The 20,329-nt window shown below is 51.4% G+C and carries 19 protein-coding genes; 6 read left to right on the forward strand and 13 right to left on the reverse strand.

Annotation, left to right across the window (positions count from 1 at the left end):
• Positions 1-37: 37 nt before the first annotated feature.
• From GIW82_RS07520 to GIW82_RS07560, 9 genes are all read right to left on the reverse strand, one after another.
• The gene (locus tag GIW82_RS07520; protein ID WP_154749226.1) at positions 38-1,162 is read right to left on the reverse strand and encodes a mandelate racemase/muconate lactonizing enzyme family protein; all 1,125 of its coding nucleotides are present in this window, start codon (positions 1,160-1,162) and stop codon (positions 38-40) included.
• A 97-nt stretch (positions 1,163-1,259) separates the two neighbouring features.
• A complete protein-coding gene (locus GIW82_RS07525; protein WP_154749227.1) occupies positions 1,260-2,450 on the reverse strand; it encodes a glycine C-acetyltransferase in 1,191 nt (396 codons plus the stop codon).
• Between the two features lie 102 nt (positions 2,451-2,552).
• Positions 2,553-3,686, reverse strand: coding sequence for a bifunctional cystathionine gamma-lyase/homocysteine desulfhydrase (locus GIW82_RS07530; RefSeq protein ID WP_370456129.1), 1,134 nt, complete (start codon positions 3,684-3,686; stop codon positions 2,553-2,555).
• A complete protein-coding gene (locus GIW82_RS07535; RefSeq protein WP_154749228.1) occupies positions 3,683-4,618 on the reverse strand; it encodes a PLP-dependent cysteine synthase family protein in 936 nt (311 codons plus the stop codon). Before GIW82_RS07535 ends, GIW82_RS07530 begins: the two co-directional genes overlap by 4 nt.
• 12 nt (positions 4,619-4,630) lie before the next feature.
• Entirely contained in the window at positions 4,631-5,104 is a 474-nt protein-coding gene (locus GIW82_RS07540) for an S-ribosylhomocysteine lyase (RefSeq protein ID WP_154749229.1), read from the reverse strand.
• Between the two features lie 15 nt (positions 5,105-5,119).
• On the reverse strand, positions 5,120-5,755 hold the full coding sequence (locus tag GIW82_RS07545) for a class I SAM-dependent methyltransferase (protein WP_154749230.1): 636 nt from the start codon (positions 5,753-5,755) through the stop codon (positions 5,120-5,122).
• A 109-nt stretch (positions 5,756-5,864) separates the two neighbouring features.
• Positions 5,865-6,506 (reverse strand): YczE/YyaS/YitT family protein, encoded by a 642-nt coding sequence (locus tag GIW82_RS07550; RefSeq protein WP_154749231.1) that lies wholly within the window; start codon positions 6,504-6,506, stop codon positions 5,865-5,867.
• A 34-nt stretch (positions 6,507-6,540) separates the two neighbouring features.
• On the reverse strand, positions 6,541-7,029 hold the full coding sequence (gene ybaK, locus GIW82_RS07555; RefSeq protein WP_370456130.1) for a Cys-tRNA(Pro) deacylase: 489 nt from the start codon (positions 7,027-7,029) through the stop codon (positions 6,541-6,543).
• A 94-nt stretch (positions 7,030-7,123) separates the two neighbouring features.
• Complete coding sequence (locus GIW82_RS07560; protein WP_154749233.1) at positions 7,124-9,280, reverse strand: DNA topoisomerase III; 2,157 nt, start codon at positions 9,278-9,280, stop codon at positions 7,124-7,126.
• A gap of 248 nt (positions 9,281-9,528) precedes the next feature.
• On the opposite strand from GIW82_RS07560, the gene GIW82_RS07565 reads away from it, so the two are divergent.
• Complete coding sequence (locus GIW82_RS07565; RefSeq protein ID WP_154749234.1) at positions 9,529-10,557, forward strand: nuclease-related domain-containing protein; 1,029 nt, start codon at positions 9,529-9,531, stop codon at positions 10,555-10,557.
• 181 nt (positions 10,558-10,738) lie between these two features.
• Here GIW82_RS07565 and GIW82_RS07570 read toward each other — a convergent pair whose 3' ends face one another.
• Positions 10,739-11,302, reverse strand: a complete 564-nt coding sequence (locus tag GIW82_RS07570) for an NADPH-dependent FMN reductase (RefSeq protein WP_154749235.1) — start codon at positions 11,300-11,302, stop codon at positions 10,739-10,741.
• A gap of 222 nt (positions 11,303-11,524) precedes the next feature.
• Here GIW82_RS07570 and GIW82_RS07575 point away from each other — a divergent pair, with 222 nt between their 5' ends.
• Entirely contained in the window at positions 11,525-11,707 is a 183-nt protein-coding gene (locus tag GIW82_RS07575) for an SE1832 family protein (RefSeq protein ID WP_154749236.1), read from the forward strand.
• Between the two features lie 67 nt (positions 11,708-11,774).
• Positions 11,775-13,340 carry an ABC-F family ATP-binding cassette domain-containing protein gene (locus GIW82_RS07580; RefSeq protein ID WP_154749237.1) on the forward strand — a complete coding sequence of 522 codons (1,566 nt, stop codon included), beginning with the start codon at positions 11,775-11,777 and terminating at the stop codon, positions 13,338-13,340.
• A gap of 47 nt (positions 13,341-13,387) precedes the next feature.
• On the opposite strand, the gene GIW82_RS07585 is transcribed toward GIW82_RS07580, so the two are convergent.
• The 3 genes from GIW82_RS07585 to GIW82_RS07595 all read right to left on the reverse strand — a co-directional run bounded on the left by GIW82_RS07585 (position 13,388) and on the right by GIW82_RS07595 (position 16,884).
• Positions 13,388-14,839: a phospholipase D-like domain-containing protein gene (locus tag GIW82_RS07585; RefSeq protein ID WP_370456131.1), complete on the reverse strand. Its 1,452-nt coding sequence runs from the start codon at positions 14,837-14,839 to the stop codon at positions 13,388-13,390.
• A gap of 119 nt (positions 14,840-14,958) precedes the next feature.
• Complete coding sequence (locus tag GIW82_RS07590) at positions 14,959-15,495, reverse strand: RNA polymerase sigma factor (protein WP_154749238.1); 537 nt, start codon at positions 15,493-15,495, stop codon at positions 14,959-14,961.
• A gap of 135 nt (positions 15,496-15,630) precedes the next feature.
• Positions 15,631-16,884, reverse strand: a complete 1,254-nt coding sequence (locus GIW82_RS07595) for a hemolysin family protein (protein ID WP_154749239.1) — start codon at positions 16,882-16,884, stop codon at positions 15,631-15,633.
• A gap of 143 nt (positions 16,885-17,027) precedes the next feature.
• On the opposite strand from GIW82_RS07595, the gene GIW82_RS07600 reads away from it, so the two are divergent.
• The 3 genes from GIW82_RS07600 to GIW82_RS07610 all read left to right on the forward strand — a co-directional run bounded on the left by GIW82_RS07600 (position 17,028) and on the right by GIW82_RS07610 (position 20,270).
• Positions 17,028-18,410 carry a dipeptidase gene (locus GIW82_RS07600; protein ID WP_370456132.1) on the forward strand — a complete coding sequence of 461 codons (1,383 nt, stop codon included), beginning with the start codon at positions 17,028-17,030 and terminating at the stop codon, positions 18,408-18,410.
• 155 nt (positions 18,411-18,565) lie between these two features.
• A complete protein-coding gene (locus GIW82_RS07605; RefSeq protein WP_154749241.1) occupies positions 18,566-19,138 on the forward strand; it encodes a glycerol-3-phosphate acyltransferase in 573 nt (190 codons plus the stop codon).
• Positions 19,139-19,244: 106 nt separating this feature from the next.
• Complete coding sequence (locus tag GIW82_RS07610) at positions 19,245-20,270, forward strand: DUF2804 domain-containing protein (protein WP_154749242.1); 1,026 nt, start codon at positions 19,245-19,247, stop codon at positions 20,268-20,270.
• The last annotated feature ends 59 nt before the right edge of the window (positions 20,271-20,329 follow it).

A 20,329-nucleotide genomic window follows, 5' to 3' on the forward strand; every position in this document is an offset into this window, starting at 1 on the left:
CGTTTTTATGCCTGGATGCTCCAATCGAATTCATCCATCAAACGGTCGTGCCGCCGATGATGTGCGTTTTAACGGTAAGTTTCGCCAATTGCGCCCGGTCGATTGTCACACCGAGCCCCGGCTTGTCCGCGAGCAAGACGTTCGGATGGATGTATTGCAAGTCGCCGATTTCCTCACTGAACAACAGCGGGCCGGTCAACTCTGTCGTTTCGATATTGTTTCGTGCCATCGCCGTATGGTAGCCTGCTGCGGAGCCGACAGAAGACTCGACCATCGACCCCACTTGGCAAGCCAGACCTGCTGCCTCTGCCGTCTTCGCGAGCTGTGCTGCTGGGTAAATGCCGCCGCACTTCATCAGCTTGATATTGATGACGTCCGCCGCTCCGAGCCGAATAATCTCCAGTAAATCTTCCATTGTCTGCAAGCTCTCATCCGCCATGATCGGCACAGCCGTCTTCGTACGGATCTCGGCTAAGCCGTGTAAGTCGCTCATCCGAATCGGCTGCTCGATCCAAGACAAATCTAACCCTTCCAGTTGCCTTACCGCCGCTGAAGCGATGCCAGGCGTCTTCCATCCTTGGTTGACATCGACGCGGATCGGTACAGCCGGACCGACCGCTTCGCGCACTGCCTTGATGCGGTCGACATCGTCCTGCGCTTTGTCGGCTCCGACTTTCAGCTTCAATGAAGTATAGCCGTCTTCGATTGCCTGCACAGCTTTTGTCGCCATGATCTCCGGGCTCTCGATGCTCAAGACTTTCGGATACGTCAGCCGTTCGTTCGTCTTGCCGCCGATCAGCTGGTACACCGGCAGACCCGTTGCTTTCCCCATCAAGTCGAAGCAGGCGATGTCGACTGCCGCTTTGGCTGCGGGATTGCGGACCAGTGCGCTGTCCATCTTCGCGTGAATCGCCTCGATATCGAATGGGTTCATCCCAAGGATCGCAGGCACCAGCACTTCCTTCAAGTTTTCGAACGCACCGAGAAAGAACTCTCCAGTAACGTGCTCATCCGCTACCGATTCCCCGAAGCCGATCAGGCCAGTGTCCGTTTCCAGTTCCAAAATGACTGCCGGCATATCCGGATACGTTGCATATGAAATAATGAATGGCTCTTTCAACGGGAACCTTACCGCATACAATGTTGCTTTTGTAATCTTCATTATGCATTCCTCCTCTGTATATATACGTATAATCATACACTCGTTTAGGGAAAATAAAAACCAAGCGCAGCCCGGCAGCTTCGCTTGGTAAGATAATTTATTGAATGACGCCAAGTTCTTTCCCGACTCGTTCGTAAGTCGCGATAGCTTCATCAAGCATTTCTTTCGTATGGTCGGCTGTTGGCATGTTGCGGACACGGCCAGTGCCTTTCGGGACCGTCGGGAAGACGATTGACTTGGCATAGACGCCTTCTTCAAACAAGCGCTTAGAAAATTGCTGTGTCAGCTTCTCTTCACCGATGATGCAAGGTGTGATCGGTGTCTCGGAGTCTCCGATGTTGAAGCCGAGCTCTTTCAAGCCTTTCTTCAAGTAGTCGCCGTTGTCCCATAGCTTGTCGTGCAGTTCCGTCGAGTCCATGATCATCTGGATGGCGGAAGTGATCGCCGCGACGTCACCTGGTGTAACTGCTGTCGAGAACAAGAATGGACGTGAACGCACTTTAAGCCAGTCGATCAAGCTTTGTTTGCCGGCAACGTATCCCCCGACAACGCCGACTGCTTTCGACAGTGTGCCCATCTGCATGTCGACTTCTTTTTCAAGGCCGAAATGCTTCACCGTGCCTTTCCCTTTGCCTGTGACGCCTGATCCGTGTGCATCGTCCACATACGTGATCAAGTCGAATTCTTTCGCGATCTCCACGATTTCCGGAAGCTTCGCGATATCACCGTCCATCGAGAAGACGCCGTCCGTAATGACCATCACTTTGTTATACAAGCCCGACTCTGTCGCTTCTTTCGCTTTTGCACGCAAGTCTTCCATGTCCGAGTGTTTATAAGCGATGATTTTCGCTTTCGACAAACGGCAGCCGTCGATGATCGACGCGTGGTTCAATTGGTCGGACAGGATCGCATCGTTCTTGTCCATGACCGCAGAAATTGCCGCCATGTTGCAGTTGAAGCCTGACTGATACGAAAGTGCCGCTTCTGTGCCTTTAAATTCTGCAAGCTTCTCTTCCAATTTCACGTGAAGGTCGAGCGTGCCGTTGATTGTGCGTACTGCCCCTGCGCCGACGCCGTACTTGTCGATTGCTTGTTTCGCGACTTTCTTCAAGTCTTCGTTCGTCGCGAGTCCGAGGTAGTTGTTGGAAGACAAGTTGATCAAGTCTTTCCCGCCCACTTTGATGATCGGTCCGTTCGGTCCCTCCACCGGGTCGATTTCGTTATAAAGGCCTTGCTCTTTCAATTCGTTCAAGTTCTCTTCTAAAAATGCATCCAGTTTTTTTGACAATGTCCTCTTCCTTTCGAGACGAGATTCTGCTTTCATCTTACCATATGGGCTTTCGTTCCAAAAGAAAAAGGGCAGTCCGGTCGCCCGTCTGCCCTGTTTCGTTTACTTCAATGCGTTTTCCAAGTCTTCGATCAAGTCTTCGACGTCTTCGATGCCGACCGAGATGCGGACGAGCCCTTCGACGATGCCAAGTTCGCCGCGGCGTTCGACTGGAATCGATGCGTGCGTCATTTGCGCTGGAACCGAGATCAAGCTTTCCACCGCACCAAGGCTTTCCGCCAACGTGAAGTATTTCAGTTTCGCCAGCAACTCGCCGGCTTTGTCTTTGCTGCCGACGTCAAACGAGATCATGCCTCCGAAGCCGCGTGCTTGTTTGCTCATCAAGTCGTGGCCTGCGTGTGCTGGCAGTCCTGGATAGATAACCGTACCGACCGCGTCATGTGCATCAAGGAATTCCGCGATTTGCTGTGCGTTCGCCATCGTCTCTTCCATGCGGATGCCGAGTGTTTTCAGACCGCGCATCAGAAGCCACGAATCCTGTGGCCCAAGGATCGCACCGACCGAGTTCTGGATGAAGTGCAACTCTTCCGCAAGCTCTGCAGAGTTAACAACGACAAGGCCTGCTACGACGTCACTGTGTCCGCCGATGTATTTCGTCGCGCTATGCAAGACGATGTCTGCACCGAGTGGAATCGGGTTTTGCAAGTAAGGCGTCATGAACGTGTTGTCGACGATGGTCAGTAAATCTTTCGTTTTCGCAAACGCTGAAACTGCTTCGATATCCGTCACTTTCAACAGCGGGTTCGTCGGCGTTTCGATGAAGATCGCCTTCGTGTTGTCTTTGACTGCCGCTTTCACTTCGTCCAAGTTCCCTGTATCGACAAGCGTGAATTCAAGGCCGAAGCGGTTGAGCACTTTGTTGACGACGCGGTACGAACCGCCGTATACGTCATCAGTCATGATGATGTGGTCGCCTGCCGAGAACATCATCATGACTGATGTGATCGCCGCCATGCCGCTGCCGAATGCGAAGCCGGCGTGGCCGTGTTCCACGTCCGCAATCAATTCTTCGAGTGCGTGGCGCGTCGGGTTACCCGTGCGCGAGTATTCATAGCCTTTGAACTTCCCTACTGCTTCTTGCTTGTATGTGCTGACTTGGTAGATCGGCGTCGAGACAGCTCCTGTCGCCTCGTCTCCGAAAATACCGCCGTGAATCAATCTCGTTTTTGGTTTCACTTGTCTTCCTCCTCAAAAATTCTTCCGTAAATATCCTGGCTCATGTACCGCTCGCTCGAATCCGCAAAGACCGTGACGATGTGGCTTCCTTGCTTCGCCGCTGCCGCTTCCTTCAGCGCCGCCTGGAATGCAGCACCAGACGAACTACCGACGAGCAAACCTTCTTTTGCTGCAAGCTCTTTTAGCGCAGCGAATGCGTCCCGGTCGGAAATCGTGTGGATGGCGTCAAACAGCTGCTTATCCATATAGCCCGGCAGGAATTCCATGCCGATGCCTTCCGTCAAATGCGGACCGGGCGTGCCTCCGTTCAGGATTGATCCTTCTGGCTCCACGATGACGGTTTTGATCGCCTGATTCTTATCTTTTAAAAAGCGTGCCGTTCCCATGAAAGTCCCGCCTGAGCCGGCACCGGCAATAAATGTGTCGATGCGGCCGTCCAGCGCTTCCCATAGCTCTGGTCCGAGCGTCCGGACGTATGTCTCCGGGTTCGCCGGGTTCGAAAACTGGGAAGGCGAAAATGCGTCCAGCTCTTCCACTAACGCTTCCGCCTTGGCAATCGCACCTTTGATGCCTTCAGCAGTCGGCGTATTGATTACTTCTGCACCAAGTGCGCGCATCAGTGCTTGCTTCTCCTGGCTGAACTTCTCAGGTACGACGAATTTCACTTTGTAGCCTTTGCCGATCGCTGCAACTGCCAGACCAATGCCTGTGTTGCCCGCAGTCGGTTCAACGATTGTGCCGCCTGAATGCAGAACGCCGCGTTGCTCAGCGTCTTCGATCAACGAGACGCCGAGACGGTCCTTGACACTGCCGCCGGGATTGAACATCTCCAGCTTCGCAAAAATGCGGCAGCCGTTCGGGATGTCGACGCGCGTCAATTCCATAAGCGGAGTATTGCCGATCAGCTGTTGGATCGATGTGACGAATTTCATATGGACATCTCCTTACGCTTGTTCGTCAGCGAACACTTGGCGCCACTCGTCTTTTCTCGCCAACATTTCACGTGCCAGTTCCTGTGCACCTTCTAGGCTGTGGCTTGCTGCCCAGCCGCATTGCACTTCGTTGCATGCCGGCACTTCGTCTGCAGCGATGACGTCTGTCAATGTGTTCTCGAGGATGCGCAAGACATCGTCAAAGTCGTCGTGGTTGATGAGTGACAAGTAGTAGCCTGTCTGACAGCCCATCGGCCCGATGTCGATGATCTGGTCCGAATGATTGCGGCTATGCTCTGCCATCATATGCTCAAGTGAATGAAGCGCGGGCATTTCCATGAATTCTTTGTTCGGCTGCTTGAAACGGATGTCGTACTTGCGGATCGTGTCCCCGTTCGCTCCTGTTTTCTCGCCAGCAAGTCTGACGTATGGTGCAACCACTTTCGTGTGATCCAAGTTGAATGATTCAACGTTCATTTTCTTCATTAAAATCTTCCCCCTTCAATTTTTTGTTGCATCGATTAGCCACGCATACCGGTTGAGCTGCGTGAATTCGACTGTGAAGCCAGCCGCTTCGATCAGCTCTTTCATGACCGGGATGGTCGTATAATATTCACGCTGTAAATCTTCTACAAGGTTATCATGCCCGCGCGTTTTTTCAAAGGCGATCACTTCCTGCTTCGCTTCTTCTGTCACGAAGATCGTGTCGGCGAAGACCACTTTTCCGCCCGTTGTAAGCATCTGTCCGTATTGTTTGAACGCTTCGCCTTTTTCCGCGTCCGTCAAATGGTGAAATGCGTAGGAGCTGACGAACGCTCTCGGTGCGAACGGCACTTCAAACTTGAGGAAATCCCCGTCTGTCACTGTTGCTTGTTCCAGCTTTTCCGCAGTCGCTTCGCGCATCGCCTTGTTCGGTTCGATGCCTGCCACTTGGAGGCCGCGCGCAAGCAGTTTGCGCGTCAAGTTCCCCGTGCCGACGCCGAATTCGACGACAGGACCGATTGCACGATCTGCCACTGTTTGGAGAATTTCATCATATTTATCGAAAACATCCGCGTACTCGGCATCTTTGCCGCTTACCGAATCATCGTATGTGTGTACCCATTCATCAAAAATCTCTACGAATTCACGTCCCATTGTGATTCTCCTTTTTAAAACATAATTATTCCTATCAAGTTACTAGGTTTAATAGACGTGTTTAGTTATATCACAGGATCCGTGCAGTATCAAGCAAAAAAGCCCGCCCTCACAGCTTGAGGACAGGCGGTAATTCACTTTTCTTTTCGATGAGTTTCTTCAGCCATCTCTCGGACATCGGAAGCGTGTATTGCACGATGCGGCCGGTCAATAACGCCACTGCAATCGTTCCGACACCGACCGGTCCGCCGAGCAGCCAGCCAGCAATTGCAGCTAACGTCTCGATTCCCGCACGGACGATGGAAATGCTCAATCCAGTCTTCTCGACCAGAATCAGCATGATGCTGTCCCGCGGACCGGCGCCGATCTTCGGTGCCACGTAAATGCCGATGCCAAGTCCCGAGATGAAGATCCCAAGCACAAGCGTCACCGACTGTGCCGTAAGCGTCTCGAAGTTCGGCAAAATGAAGTTATAGAAGTCGATCATCGCTCCCGTGAACAGCATGTTCAGGAACGTGCCGACCTGCGGCAAACTGTGTGTCGCAATGGACGACACTGCGATCAACACGAGCCCCGCCAAAATGACCCATGTCCCGATCGTCAAGCCGAAGTTCAGGAACAGCCCGACATGCAAGACATCCCACGGGCTGATGCCGAGCCGGTCCGCCTTGATGACCAATGTAAAACCGAATGCCATGACCGCCAGGCCGCCAAGGAAAAACAGCCAGCGATACATAAGTGAATGTTTCATTCCATACCTTCTCTCGTCTGTTCTTTTCTCAGCTTCAGGACTTTTCTGCGATCAACTTTGCATACGCTGCTCCGGCGACTTGTATGAGATCCGCTGGTACCAATTTCAACTGCATCCCGATTTTGCCGGCAGAGACGATCATGAAGTCCCGCTTCTCTGCTTCTTCCGATAAAAATGTCGAAAATTCCTTTTTCATGCCGAGCGGCGAGCAGCCACCGCGGATGTAGCCCGTCAACGCCTGGATTTCCTTGACTGCGACGAGTTCCACTTTCTTCTCGCCTGCCGCTTTCGCAGCGCGTTTCAGGTCGAGTTCCTCGACGACCGGGATGACAAAGACACAGATGTCCCCGGAAGTGCCGCGTGCGACAAGCGTCTTGTAGACCGCTTCTGGCGGGTAGCCGATCTGTGCGGCAACGGATGCACCATCGACCGCTCCATCTTTGTCATACGCAATGATTTCGTAAGCCATCTTATGTTTGTCGAGCAGCCGCGCTGCATTAGTTTTCGCCAATTTCTTCGCCACCAGCCACCCTCCTCTTTTTCTTTGTTGAGTTGAAAGAATGAATAGGGATTTCCGATATTCCGTAAAACGGCTCCGCAGTTCTTTCATTCAACTTTTAGTCTTTTTGTTCGAGCAGTTTTTTCAATGCATCGGCCATTGCTGTGTTTTTCGGTTCGTCTTGCTGTTTCAAGTATTTTGTGACGTCTTTTTTCGCTGCTTTCGATTTGTTGCTGCCGCGGCGCTTTTCGAAAGCTGATAGCTTCTCGCGGTGTCCACATTTGCACGTGAACATTTTCCCTTCGCCTTCGCCGCGCATTTCCATGCGTTTGTGGCAATTCGGACAGCGGGCATTCGTCTGGACCATCACTTGCTTGCGGTAGCCACATTCGCGGTCCTGGCAGACATGCATCTTTCCGCGTTTGCCGTTCACTTCAAGCAGCGCCTTACCGCAGTCCGGGCACACTTTTCCTGTAATGTTGTCGTGCTTGAACTTCTCTTTGCTCTTCTTGATATCCGAAACCGATTTTTGCGCGAAGGCGATCATCTCTTTCATGAACTGCTCTTTTTTCAGTTCGCCTTTCGCGATTTTCGTCAGCTGCTGTTCCCAGTCGGCTGTCAGTTTCGGTGATTTCAAATCTTCCGGCGCAAGGTTGAGCAGCTGGCGCCCTTTCGATGTGACGACGAGGTTGCTCCCCTGCTTTTCGATGACGAAGGATTTGAATAATTTTTCGATGATGTCGGCGCGTGTTGCGACCGTTCCGAGCCCACCCGTTTCACCGAGTGTCCGGATCAGTTCCTTCGATTCGCCTGCCATGAACTGTGCCGGATTTTCCATCGCGCCGAGCAGCGTTCCTTCATTGAAATACGCCGGCGGCTTTGTTTTTCCTTCAGTGAGGGCGATGCCTTTCAGCTTGATTGTCTGTCCTTTTTCAAAAGCAGGCAATGTCGATTCGCCTTCCTCGCCGTCATGGCGGTACACGCGCTTCCAGCCTTCCGTGCGGATTGTCTGGCCTTTCGCCTGGAACGTTTCGCCGCCCGCTTCGAGTTTCACTGCGGTTTGGTCGTACTCGTGGAGCGGCATGAACACCGCCAGGAAGCGGCGGACGATCATGTCGTACAGCTTGATTTCCTTGTCCGACAGCTTGTGCAGCTGCGGCATTTCCTCGGTCGGAATGATGGCGTGGTGATCGGACACACGCGCGTCATCGATGACCCCTTTTTGAGGGGCGGCCGGGTGCTTCAGAATCGTGTTGGCAAACGCCCGGTACTCCCCGACGCCCGACGCACGGATGCGGTCTTTCAATGTGTCTTTCATATCGGACGTCAAATGCTTCGAATCCGTCCGTGGGTAAGTGACGATCTTGTGCTGCTCGTACAGGTTCTGCAGCGTGTTGAGCGTGTCTTTCGCAGACCAGCCGAAGCGCTTGTACGCTTCTTTTTGCAGCTCCGTCAAATCGAACAGCGGCGGTGCCGGCTGTTTTTTCGGTGTGACGTTGACCGAGACGATCTTGCCTTCGTGTGTTGCTTCGAGTTTTTGGAACAGGCGGTCGATCTTGTCTTTATCGAACGATTGCGTCGAATTGCCGTCGGTCCATGTGAATGCTGCGGTCTCGCCGATTGCCTGGAGCCCGTAATACGGTTTCGGCTGGAATTCCTTGATCTGCTTCTCGCGTGCGGCGATCATCGCGAGCGTCGGCGTCTGGACGCGTCCGGTCGACAGCTGGGCATTGTGCTTGACGGTGAGCGCACGCGTCGCGTTGATGCCGACGACCCAGTCCGCTTCTGCGCGGGCCACTGCCGCTTCGTACAAATTGTCGTACTGGCGGCCGTCTTTCAGATTGTTGAAGCCGTCTTTGATCGCTTTGTCGGTCACCGACGAAATCCATAAGCGCTTGATCGGCTTGCGCGTTTTCGTCTTCTCCAGGATCCAGCGTGCGACGAGCTCCCCTTCACGCCCTGCATCGGTCGCGATGATGATTTCGTTGACATCACCGCGCTGCAGCTGCGCTTTCACGGCATTGTATTGTTTCATCGTTTGCTTGATCGGCACAAGCTTGAACGGCTCCGGAATGATCGGCAACGTCTCCATCTTCCATTCCTTGAAGTCCTCGTTGTATTGCTCCGGCTGCGCCTGCGTTACGAGGTGCCCGAGCGCCCACGTGACGATGTATTGTTTTCCTTCCAAATAGCCATTCCCTTTTTGTGAACATCCGAGCACACGCGCAATATCGCGCGCCACGGAAGGTTTTTCTGCGAGTACAACTGATTTCATTGAAAAGCTCCTTCTTGATTGTAGTTGGGTTTATTATAACATCTTCGCGGGGAGGTGTTGGGAGAGGGTGATTTTTTGGGAGCAGATCGGGATTGGACAGTATTTCTCTCGAATTGGACAGTAAATCCTTTTACTGGAAGTGGTCGATTTTCAATTATCTTTTCCCGAAAAATGAAATTCATTTCCATTCAATATGTTCTTGCATCACCACCTCTGTTCAGCTATATTTTTCTAAAGGAGATGATCATTTGCTTTTGAAAAAACGCAGCGAGCCGCCCGAGGTTTTCCAGCTGGAAAGTTTGATCCGGCGAATCCCCGACAACCATCCCACAACGCCACATCTTCGAGAAAAGCTCCGCCGCATCACCGCCGGCTTCCACGGTGAACATCGTGTAGACTCCCTTTGGCAGGAGATATCGCTTAGCTTCCCCCACTTCCTTCTTCACGATTTATTCATTCAGAAATCCCAATCCAGCCATCAGTTTGATACCATCCTCTTGACGAGCCATTTTGTTCTCGTCCTGGAAATCAAGAGCATCGTCGGACAATTGAATTTCGATCCGGAGCTGCGCCAATTTACCCGGACGAACAAAGATGGCAGTGTCGACGGCATGCGCAATCCCGACGATCAATTGCGCCGTCACGAAAGATGGATCGAGCAATTTTTATCGCAGCAGCGGGTCAAACTTCCCGTCATCGGAGCAATTGTCTTCACGTATCCATCTTCGATTATCCAGTCGCGTCCGGACAAGCGCCTCATGATCCAGTCGTCGGGTCTTCCTTATTTGCTGGAGCAACTCGTTTTAACGTATCCTGAGAATGTATTGTCGAGCAAGAGAACCCAGAATCTTGCCCGCGAACTGGTTGATCTCCATACTGATAAGCCGTTGAAGATGCCTGTGCTGCCTGCCGGTTTTGTGAAAGGGGTGCTTTGTGATACGTGTGTTGGGGTGAGGATGTGTTATCGGTATAAAAAATGGTCGTGTCCAACTTGTGCTTGCATCGATCCTTACGCACATTTGAAGGCACTGCAGCAGTATCGTGTTTTAAGTGGAGCCCAAATTAGAAGCCGCGATTTCCGGGAATTTACCGGTATCGAATCCACATCAATCGCCTCCAAACTTCTAATGTCATCCGGCATGAGTTTTGATGGCAGTTTTAAAGACCGAATTTATACTATTCCCGAGTCATTTAACCTTGCGGACAGTATTTGGGTGATTCCGGACAGTATTTTTGAAATCCGGACAGTAAGCTCTTTTAATGGAAATCCGTTGTGATTTATTTCAAAATTTTCCCACCGATTCTATACTCAAACCGTCCAAATCAACACAGTTCCACCTAAAATCCCAAACACATAAGAAAATCACACACAAAATCAGCTAACCCACTAAAATGCCCGCCGCTCTGCGGTACACAAACCAAAAAAAACCTCCCGCGGGAGGTTTTTCAACAAGTCAATCAGTGCTTGTCGATCGTTTCTTTCGACAGGTGTTGGCTCATGTTGGCATATTCGATGAAGACGCGTGCAAGTTCGCGAAGGCGATCGTGGACGTCTTCGTTGACGATGGCATTCGTTTCGTCAAAATGGCTCGTGTGCGTATAGACGTAGTTCGGCGTCACGAGGCAGCGGAAGTAGTCGAGGATCGGCTTCAGCTGGTTTTCGATGACGAGGTGGTGCTGGTACGTGCCACCGTTTGCGACGATCGATACCGGCTTGTAGCGCATCGTGCGCGGGTGCAGCAAGTCGAACGCATTTTTCAGGACGCCAGGGATCGAGCCTTGAAAAATCGGCGTGGCGATGATGTAGCCGTCCGCATTTTCAAAACGACGAACGAGTTCGCCCATGTCTTCATTATATTCACCAAGTGGGCGGCCATCGACGAATTGGTGGTCGAAATCAGCCAGGTGAAGAATCTTCAATTCCAGATCAGGTGCGATTTCTTTCAAGTACATTTCGACCTGCTCCAATATGGCGCCAGTTTTTCTCCCAATAATCGTGCCGTCTACTAATAATATCTTCATAAGAATTGGTCCTCCTTGATTCCCTATCTTCCTTTTTAAGTTGTTCTCATCTTTCATCCTATCAAAAGTTGCCACGTTTGGCGCACTCGGAAGCTCGTTTGTCAGAGATTTCATTCTTTAGACTGAGGTGCGCCTTTTTTAATTCTCGAAAACGCATGGAGGCCTATCGATTTTATTCTTGCGGAAATATGCTATACTAGTGAAAAAATGCAGGTGATTCTTTTGGACAAACAGCAGATTGAACGGGAAATTGCAGAGTTGAAGATGGATTACATCCGCCAGCAAGGCGATATCGAGAAATTAGAATCGACCGGCCACCCACAAATGGTGGAAAAAGCGGAGCAACGTCTTGAGAAAATGGAACAGCAACTTTCGGAATTAAACAAAAAACTCGCGGATCTATAAGCCGCGGTTTTTTATTTCCCACTTTCATGGATCTACGGAAGTTTTACTATATGGAGGAATACATGTTATGAGTTTATTAACAGTTGAGAACTTGAGCCACACATTCGGTGACCGCGTGTTGTTCAAAGAAGTTTCATTCCGTCTTGTCGAAGGCGAACGCGTCGGCTTGGTCGGCGCAAACGGTGTCGGGAAATCCACACTGATGAACATATTGACAGGCAAGATCATCCACGACGGCGGCCGTGTCGAATGGCAACCGCGTACACATTACGGCTACTTGGACCAGCATACGGTCCTGACGCCTGGACGGACAATCCGCGAGACGCTGCAGGATGCTTTCCTCCCGCTTTACGAGAAGGAAGAACAACTGAATGCGATCGCGATGAAAATGGGCGAAGCGGATCCGGATGAACTGGAGACTTTGCTTGAGCAGATGGCAGAAGTGCAAGACGCGCTGGATGCCGGCGATTTCTACACACTCGACATCAAAGTCGACGACATCGCACGCGGCCTAGGCCTGGATGCGATTGGTCTCGAGCGTCCGGTCGAAGCGTTATCAGGCGGTCAGCGGACAAAGTTGCTGCTGGCAAAATTACTGTTGGAAAAGCCCAAAGTCTTGCTGCTGGATGAGCCGACCAACTATTTGGACGAAGAGCACATTACGTGGCTCGTCAACTATTTGAAAAACTATCCGTATGCGTTCTTGTTGATCTCGCACGATACGGAATTCATGAGCGCAGTGACGGGTGTCATCTTCCATTTGGAATTCTCCAAGCTTTCCCGTTACACGGCAACGTACGAGAAGTTCCTCGAGCTTGCAGAGCTGGCGAAGCAGCAGCACTTGGACGCTTACGAAAAACAAGCGGATATGATCAAGAAAACAGAGACGTTCATCGCGAAGAACAAAGCGCGCGCGTCTACAACCGGCCGTGCGAAATCACGTCAGAAGCAGCTTGACCGGATGGACCGGATCGAAAAACCGGAAGTGGCCGCGAAGCCGCAGTTCGACTTTAAAGAGTCTCGCAGTCCGAGCCGTTACGTCGTCGAAGCGGAAGCACTGGAAATTGGTTACGACAAGCCGCTTCTTCCGCCACTGTCCTTCATGATCGAACGCGGGGAAAAAATCGCACTTGTCGGCATGAACGGTGTCGGGAAATCGACGTTGCTGAAGACGATGCTTGGGAAAATCCCGCCGCTCGACGGCAAAATCATCCGCGGGGAATACTTGTCCCCAAGTTACTTCGAGCAGGAAGTGAAAGGTGATAGCATGACGCCGATCGATGTCATTTGGAACGCCTTCCCTTCGATGGAACAAGGCCAAGTGCGTGGCGCCCTCGCCCGGACCGGCCTAAAAGCGGACCACATCTCTCGCCCGATGAAGTCTTTGAGTGGCGGCGAGCAGGCGAAAGTGCGCTTGTGCAAGCTGATGCTCGAAGAAAGCAATTGGCTCGTCTTCGATGAGCCGACGAACCACTTGGACGTCGATGCGAAAGCCGAGCTCAAGCGCGCGATGCAAGCGTTCAAAGGCACGATTGTCCTCGTCAGCCACGAACCTGATTTTTATGAAGGCTTGGCGACGAAGGTCTGGAACGTCGAAGAATGGATAGAAGCAGGAAAAAAAGTACAAGTTTAACGAGCAAAACCCGGAACCGCCAACAGGCGGATCCGGGTTTTTTCATTTTAATAGGTCGTCAGTTTGAACAATTCCTGGAAGCCATAGATGACGCGCTGCCAAGGTGTGAAGTCGTCCTGGTATTCTTCCACATCGAGCGTGTAAAGCGCATCTTCGTTATCCCACAACCGGTTGAAGTATTCGGCCATCTCTTCTGCCAGTTCACTATCATCCGGTGCGGTGATGCGCAAGTTGTTCTCTAAGTTGTAGTTCTTGAGTGCACGTTGCGTCAAGTTGGCCGCTCCGGCTGAGATCATGATTTCGCCGTCCTGCTGGATCATGACCGTCTTCGTATGGAACTGGAAGTCGATGGCGTTGTACCAGCGGACTTCAAGTGTTTCACCTGCTTCTTCCACGAGCTCATGCACGACAGGCCGGTTCGGCAAGCCGCTCTTTTCGTTGCCGAACGAGTTTTCATTCGGGTCGAGGATAAGACGGATGTCCGCTCCCCGCTCTCCCGCGGCACCAAGCTCTTCGACGATGTCGCGGTGCGCCAAATAAAACATGGCCATCCAAATTGTATCGCCTTCCCCAGTCGCCTTAATATCTTCCGAGAGTGCGTCCAGGATTTCCGACTCCGTGATGTACTGTGCAGTGTAAGGGCCGTCCTGCTCCGCCACGTCCACGCGTGGAAGATCCGGTCCGCCCGAGAAGTGCGAGACGGCTTCTTCCGCTTCCAGCAAGTCATTGAGGATCGGGCCGCTCACTTTGAACGCCTGGTTTCCGTGGAAGCCGCTCGCTGTGTGTGGATTACCGGATGAAACCATCGCTTCTTTGTCCGTAATGACCGCTTTCCGATGGTTCGCTTTGACGTTCATCAATTCCATGTAAGAAGACAACTTCATTTCCGGTGCTTGGCTCGCAATGCCGTTCGGGAGCCAGCCCTCGCCCCAGTCGAACCATTGGAAAAAGATGCGGTACAGGCCGGAGTAGACCGGCGTGGAATCACGAAGCGGGTCGAGATCCGTGTAGATGACTTCGACATCCGCTTCTTTCAGCTGTTGGATCAGTTCCGATTCGTAGGAGCCGTAGCCGCTATTGACCGGGTCGGTGATGAAATAGATCGGCACTTCCGGCTCGGCGTCCCGCTTCGCAATCAGCTGCTCCGCCAGCTCCAGACCGATTTCTGGAAAGTCGATGTCCTGGTCGTTGTAATTATCGAACAGGAAGAAGTCGAGGACGATGAATTCTTCCGCTTGTTCAATCATTTCATGCACTTCATCGAAGATCCTCAGCTCATGCTCGAGCCCGGTCCCTTCCTTGTCCTGTGCATAAGTCAGGTCGTAAATCATTTCGATGTTATCCACATTGTGGACATCCCCGGCGTAGGATACTCCATCCGGCAATGGTTTATATGTATGCCAAACAATCACGAGCAAATACAGCAATAAAAAAAAGCCTGCTGCTCCGGCAAGGATACGTCTCCTTTTGCTGTAGTTCCGCTTTTCCTTATTTTTCACGATGACTCCCCCCCCGATTACTGAACTATACCCTGAATCAGCCTTTTTGATTCACACGATATAAAAAAACCGCATTCCCTCATGGAATACGGTTTCCTTATTCGAAAAGCACGCAAATCTTAAGCGGTTAAGACATACTCACGTGTTTTGTCATCTGCCAATAGCATGTCTTTCAGGCGCTGCTTACCGCGGAATAGGCGCGATTTCACCGTTCCGATCGAGACTTTCATCATCTCGGCAATTTCGATCAATGATAGCTGATGTACGTAGAAGTAGACAATCGTCGTACGGTAAATCGTATCCAGCTCCCCGATTTTCATACGGAGCAATTGGGAAACATCTTGCTGCTCCAATAGTTCTTCCGTTCCGATCTCATCCGCCGGGATCAAATCCAACAACGAAATGTCCAATTCTTTCGGCTGCTGCGCCATATGTTTGCTGCGTCGCACGTTCTTGCGGTAACGATCGCGGAACGTGTTCATGCAGATCGTTGTCAGCCAAGCTTTTGCGTGGTCGACTTCACCAAGTGATGATTCGTAGCGTACGACTTTCAGCCATACTTCCTGCATTAGATCTTCTGCCTCCGACTTGTTCCGTGTCAGCTTCAAGCACAGATGGTAGATGTATCGATTGTATTCGTTGTATAAGTTTTCCATGTTTATTGCCCCCGTCCGTTTTTCTCTTGTCTTCATTATGCCAAGGGGCAACATTCCGCTCCATCGTATTCGCTTTCATTTAAATTACAATTGTGTAATGAAGGCGAAATAAAAATGACCTGCTATGAAAGCAGATCATTCCACAGAAAATTCCTCTGTTTTTTCGCGCATGATTGTAATGGTCAGGCGCGCGATGCGGTTGCGGTCCATTTCATTCACTTGGACATGGAGATCTTCGTACGTGAATTCCTCCCCTTCATCCGGCACATGTCCGAGCTGCTGCATGACGAAGCCGGCGACTGTGTCCTGGTCGTTCGGCAATTCGATGCCGAACAGCTCGTTCGCATCTTCGATTTCCAGACGGCCTTGGCATGATAACTGGGTATCCGTCATGCTATAGACGAATTCTTCCTCGTCTTCATCCGTTTCGTCTTCGATGTCCTGCCCGATCATTTCCTCGATGATGTCTTCATGTGTCACGATGCCGAGCGTTCCACCATATTCATCCAAAATGATGGCCATGTGCTTCTTCTTCGCCATCATCATCTTGAACACTTTCTCGACACTGACCGACTGGACGATGAACAACGGGTTATCGTCCATCAGTTCACGAAGCGTCAAGTTCGGGTTCATCGACCATTCAATCAATTTTTTCGAATAGAAAAGACCGAGGATGTTATCCATGCTTTCTTCAAAAACCGGGTAGCGTGTGTAAGAGGAATCCAGGATCAGATCCCTCACTTCCTCATAAGTGCTTCCAATCTCGATGCCCACCGTTTCTGTCCGATGGGTCGACATCACATCGGAGACATCCTTATGCGGGAAGTCGAGCACGCCTTTGATCCGCTCCGACTCGTCTTCTGCGAAAGTCCCTTCGGTCGACGCGATGTCGACCATCGTCCGCAGCTCTTCCTTCGTCAGCGAAGCTTCTTTGACCGCCCCTCTTGAAATGATGCGGATGAAAATATTCGTGAATTGGGTCAAGAGCCAAACAAGCGGCTTCAGTAAAATGACCAATACCGAAATGATCGGCGCCACCAAATACGCGATGCGTCCCGAGAAAGTTGCTGAGATGGTTTTCGGCAGCACTTCACCGAAAATGATGAGCACAACCGTCAAAACAGCAGTGGCAAGACCGATTTCCCATCCTTGTGTGATGGCGATCGTCGTGACAAGTGTCGGCAACATGATATTTGCGATATTATTAACGATCAGGATCGTCGTGATCATCCGGTCCGGCTTTGCGATCAACTTCTGCAGGCGCTGTGCTTTCACATCCCCTTGCTCAGCGCGCAGCTGGACCTTCATCCTATTGACGGCAGTCAATGCCGTCTCGCTTCCGGACATGAAGAACGACATGAATAAAAAGAATGCCAATGCGATATACAAATCGATTTCCTCCAATATATGAACTACGAATTTTCGAATATTTTACTGAATAGTATACCATAGCGTTTTTTCGCCTGTCGAAAAGAATCCACTGTATGATATAATTTTCACGCCTAAACAAATAAAAATCGAAAAGAGGGAATTTGATGGACTTACAAAAAATTGACCAATATTTCAAAGACTATCGGCAAGATCATCTGGAAGAACTGAAAGCATTCTTGCGCATCCCTTCCATTAGCTCTCTATCCGAACACGAACCGGATATCCGCAAAGGAGCCGAGTGGCTGAAGCGATCCATGGAAGGAGCAGGCCTCGAGAATGTCAGCATCGAAGAAACGGAAGGTCACCCTGTCGTCTACGGAGACTGGCTCCACGCTGAAGGAAAACCGACTGTCCTTGTCTACGGACATTACGACGTCCAGCCGGTCGACCCGCTCAACTTGTGGGAGACACCGCCATTCGACCCGCACGTCCGTGACAACAAGCTGTTTGCACGCGGTGCGAGTGACGACAAAGGACAAACATTCATGCACATCAAAGCGGTCGAGGCATTGCTTCGTCTTGATGGCACGCTGCCGGTCAATGTGAAGTTCATCATTGAAGGGGAAGAAGAAATCGGCAGTCCGAACCTTCCACTTTACGTCGAGCAGCAAAAGGAACGATTGGCAGCGGATGTCATCGTGATCTCAGATACGGGCATGCAAGGTCCGGGACGTCCCGCAGTTTGTTATGGACTACGTGGTCTTGCAGGCATCCAAATCGATGTGAAAGGTCCAAAAGGCGATCTGCATTCCGGACTTTACGGCGGAGCGGTTCAAAACCCACTTCACGCGATTACGGAAATCCTTGCAAGCTTCCGCGATAAGGAAGGCACGATCCAAGTGGAAGGTTTCTATGAAGATGTGGAAGAAGTGACTGCTGATGAACGTGCAGAACTGGCAGCACACGCATTCGACCTCGAACAGGAGAAAAAAGACTTGGGCATCACAGAAGACTTCGGGGAAACAGGCTATTCGTTCCTTGAACGCACGTGGATCCGCCCGACACTTGAAGTGAACGGCATCACAGGCGGCTTCTCCGGCGAAGGCATCAAGACGGTCCTTCCGGCAGAAGCGAGCGCGAAAATTACGTGCCGCCTCGTGCCACACCAAGATCCGGATGATATCGTTCGTAAATTGCGCGCACACGTCGAAGCGCACAAGCCGGCTGGTGTATCTGTCGAGATTTCCGAATTCGACAAAGGCAAACCGTTCTTGACGCCATTCGATCATCCGGCGATCCAAGCTGCCGGCCGTTCTTACGAGAAAATCTACAACGTGCCAACTGCATACACGCGCATGGGCGGCTCGATTCCGATCGTCGCTGCGTTCGATGAATTGCTTGGATTGCCAGTCGTGTTGATGGGCTTCGGTCTATCTTCCGAGAACTTCCACGCGCCGAACGAGCACTTCCATCTTGAGAACTTCGACAAAGGGTTGCGCGTCATCGCAGACTACTTATTCGAAGCAGCTGAACTGGTAAAATAATATCCAAATTGAATAGCATCACCTGAAAACAGGGGAAGAAAATATATTTTTCTTCCCCTGTTTTCTTTTTACGCATATGATGGAGACAATCAGAAGATTCGGCTGCGATGCCGGACTTCTTTTTCCACCAAGTCATATCCCACCAGGAGATTGAAATGATTGCTTACTTATTCTTTTGTTATGCTCTCGGAAATATTTTGACCGCGTGGTTCGTCGGGAAGCTGTATGAAGTCGACTTACGACAAGAACGCAGCGGCAACCTCGGTGCACGTAACGCCGGCGCAACGCTCGGCAAACGGGCATTCTTCCTGACATTCATCGGCGACGCCGGAAAAGCGGCAATCGCTGTGATGCTTGGCTTCTACTTCGGATTCGGCGCGCAAGGTGCGGCACTCGGTGCATTGATGGTCGTCATCGGCCACATCTTCCCCGTCATCCTGAAAGGGCGCGGCGGCAAAGGCGTCGCGACTTTGATCGGAGCGACCTTCATGCTCAACTTGCCGCTCTTTGGCGTCATGGCCGGCACGTTCCTCATCGCCATCGGTTTGATCAAAAGTGCGACGCTCTCGATGCCAATCGCCTTTCTTGTATACATCTTGGCCGTCGCACTGACGGGTTCCTTACCCGTATTGTGGCCGGTTTGTGCAGCTATGGCAATCGTCTTGATTCGTCATAAAGCGGACCTACAGGAAGTGTTCCAGCTGCGTTTTTCAGGGCTTCGGAAATAAATTTTTGAAGTTATTCCAACGTCTTGCAGCAAGGAGGAGCTTAGATTCAGTTTTTTCCAAATCCTTTTGATACAATAGGAGCATCAGATAAAGACGGGGTGAGTCCATGCAGCATGCTGAGAAAGAATTAGTGAACCATGTAAAGCTTTGTGACGGCAAGGGGCAATTGAACCCTGAGTCGATCGGTTATGCTCGGCAGCCATTGATCGAAAGCAATCTGGAGGGCCGATTCTTGCGCAAGAAAAAATGGAACTACTGGTGCGTTTATGGCGAAGAGATCGTCTTCTCGGCGACCATCAGCCATCTCGATTACGCAGCTGTCTGCTTTGTTTATTTCCTTCATTATGAAACGCAGCGTTTCTTCGAGAAGACCGTGACAATCCCGCTGTCCCGTCAGACGAAGATGGGCAGCCACGTGCTCGAGTCATGTGTATTCGAAGATGACAAGATGAGCATCCACTTGGTTTACGATAAATTGCTCGACAAGACGAAGATGAAAGTACGTGTCCGTGATTTCGACGGCGATTCACTGGAAGCCGACCTCGAGATTCTGCACCTTGAAGGGAACGAGTCATTGAACGTCGTCATCCCGTGGAACCGCAGAACGTTCCAATTCACCGCCAAGCACCACTTGCTGCCGACGAGCGGGACCGTCCGCGTCGGTGAGCAGGAGTATCATTTCAAACCGGAAGACAACTTCTCCATCCTCGACTACGGCCGCGGCGTCTGGCCACGCGAAGCGGTATGGAACTGGGGCATGGCCTCCCAGCGCTCAAATGGTCAATTGATCGGCTTGAACTTCGGGGGGCAATGGACGGACGGCACCGGCATGACGGAGAACGCCTTCTTCCTGAACGGCAAAATGACGAAGATCCATGAAGACGTCCTGTTCGAATACGACCGCAGCGATTACGAAGCGCAGTGGACGGTCCGGACGAAATTCTCCGATGATGTCCACTTGACCTTCACACCGTTCTTCGAGCGTATCGCCAAGACCGACGCCAAATTGATCCGCTCTGAAGTCCATCAATTGTTCGGCTACTATAACGGCTATGTCCGGCAGCCGGACGGCAAGAAAATTCGAATCAAACAACTGCTCGGCGCCATCGAAGAGCATGACGCGAAGTGGTAAACAACTAACAAGAGGGCAAGCACTGACGGGTTCATCCCCGCCGTGCTTGCCCTCTTTCC

It is taken from the genome of Planomicrobium sp. YIM 101495 (genome assembly GCF_009707665.1).
Taxonomy (GTDB): domain Bacteria; phylum Bacillota; class Bacilli; order Bacillales_A; family Planococcaceae; genus Planococcus.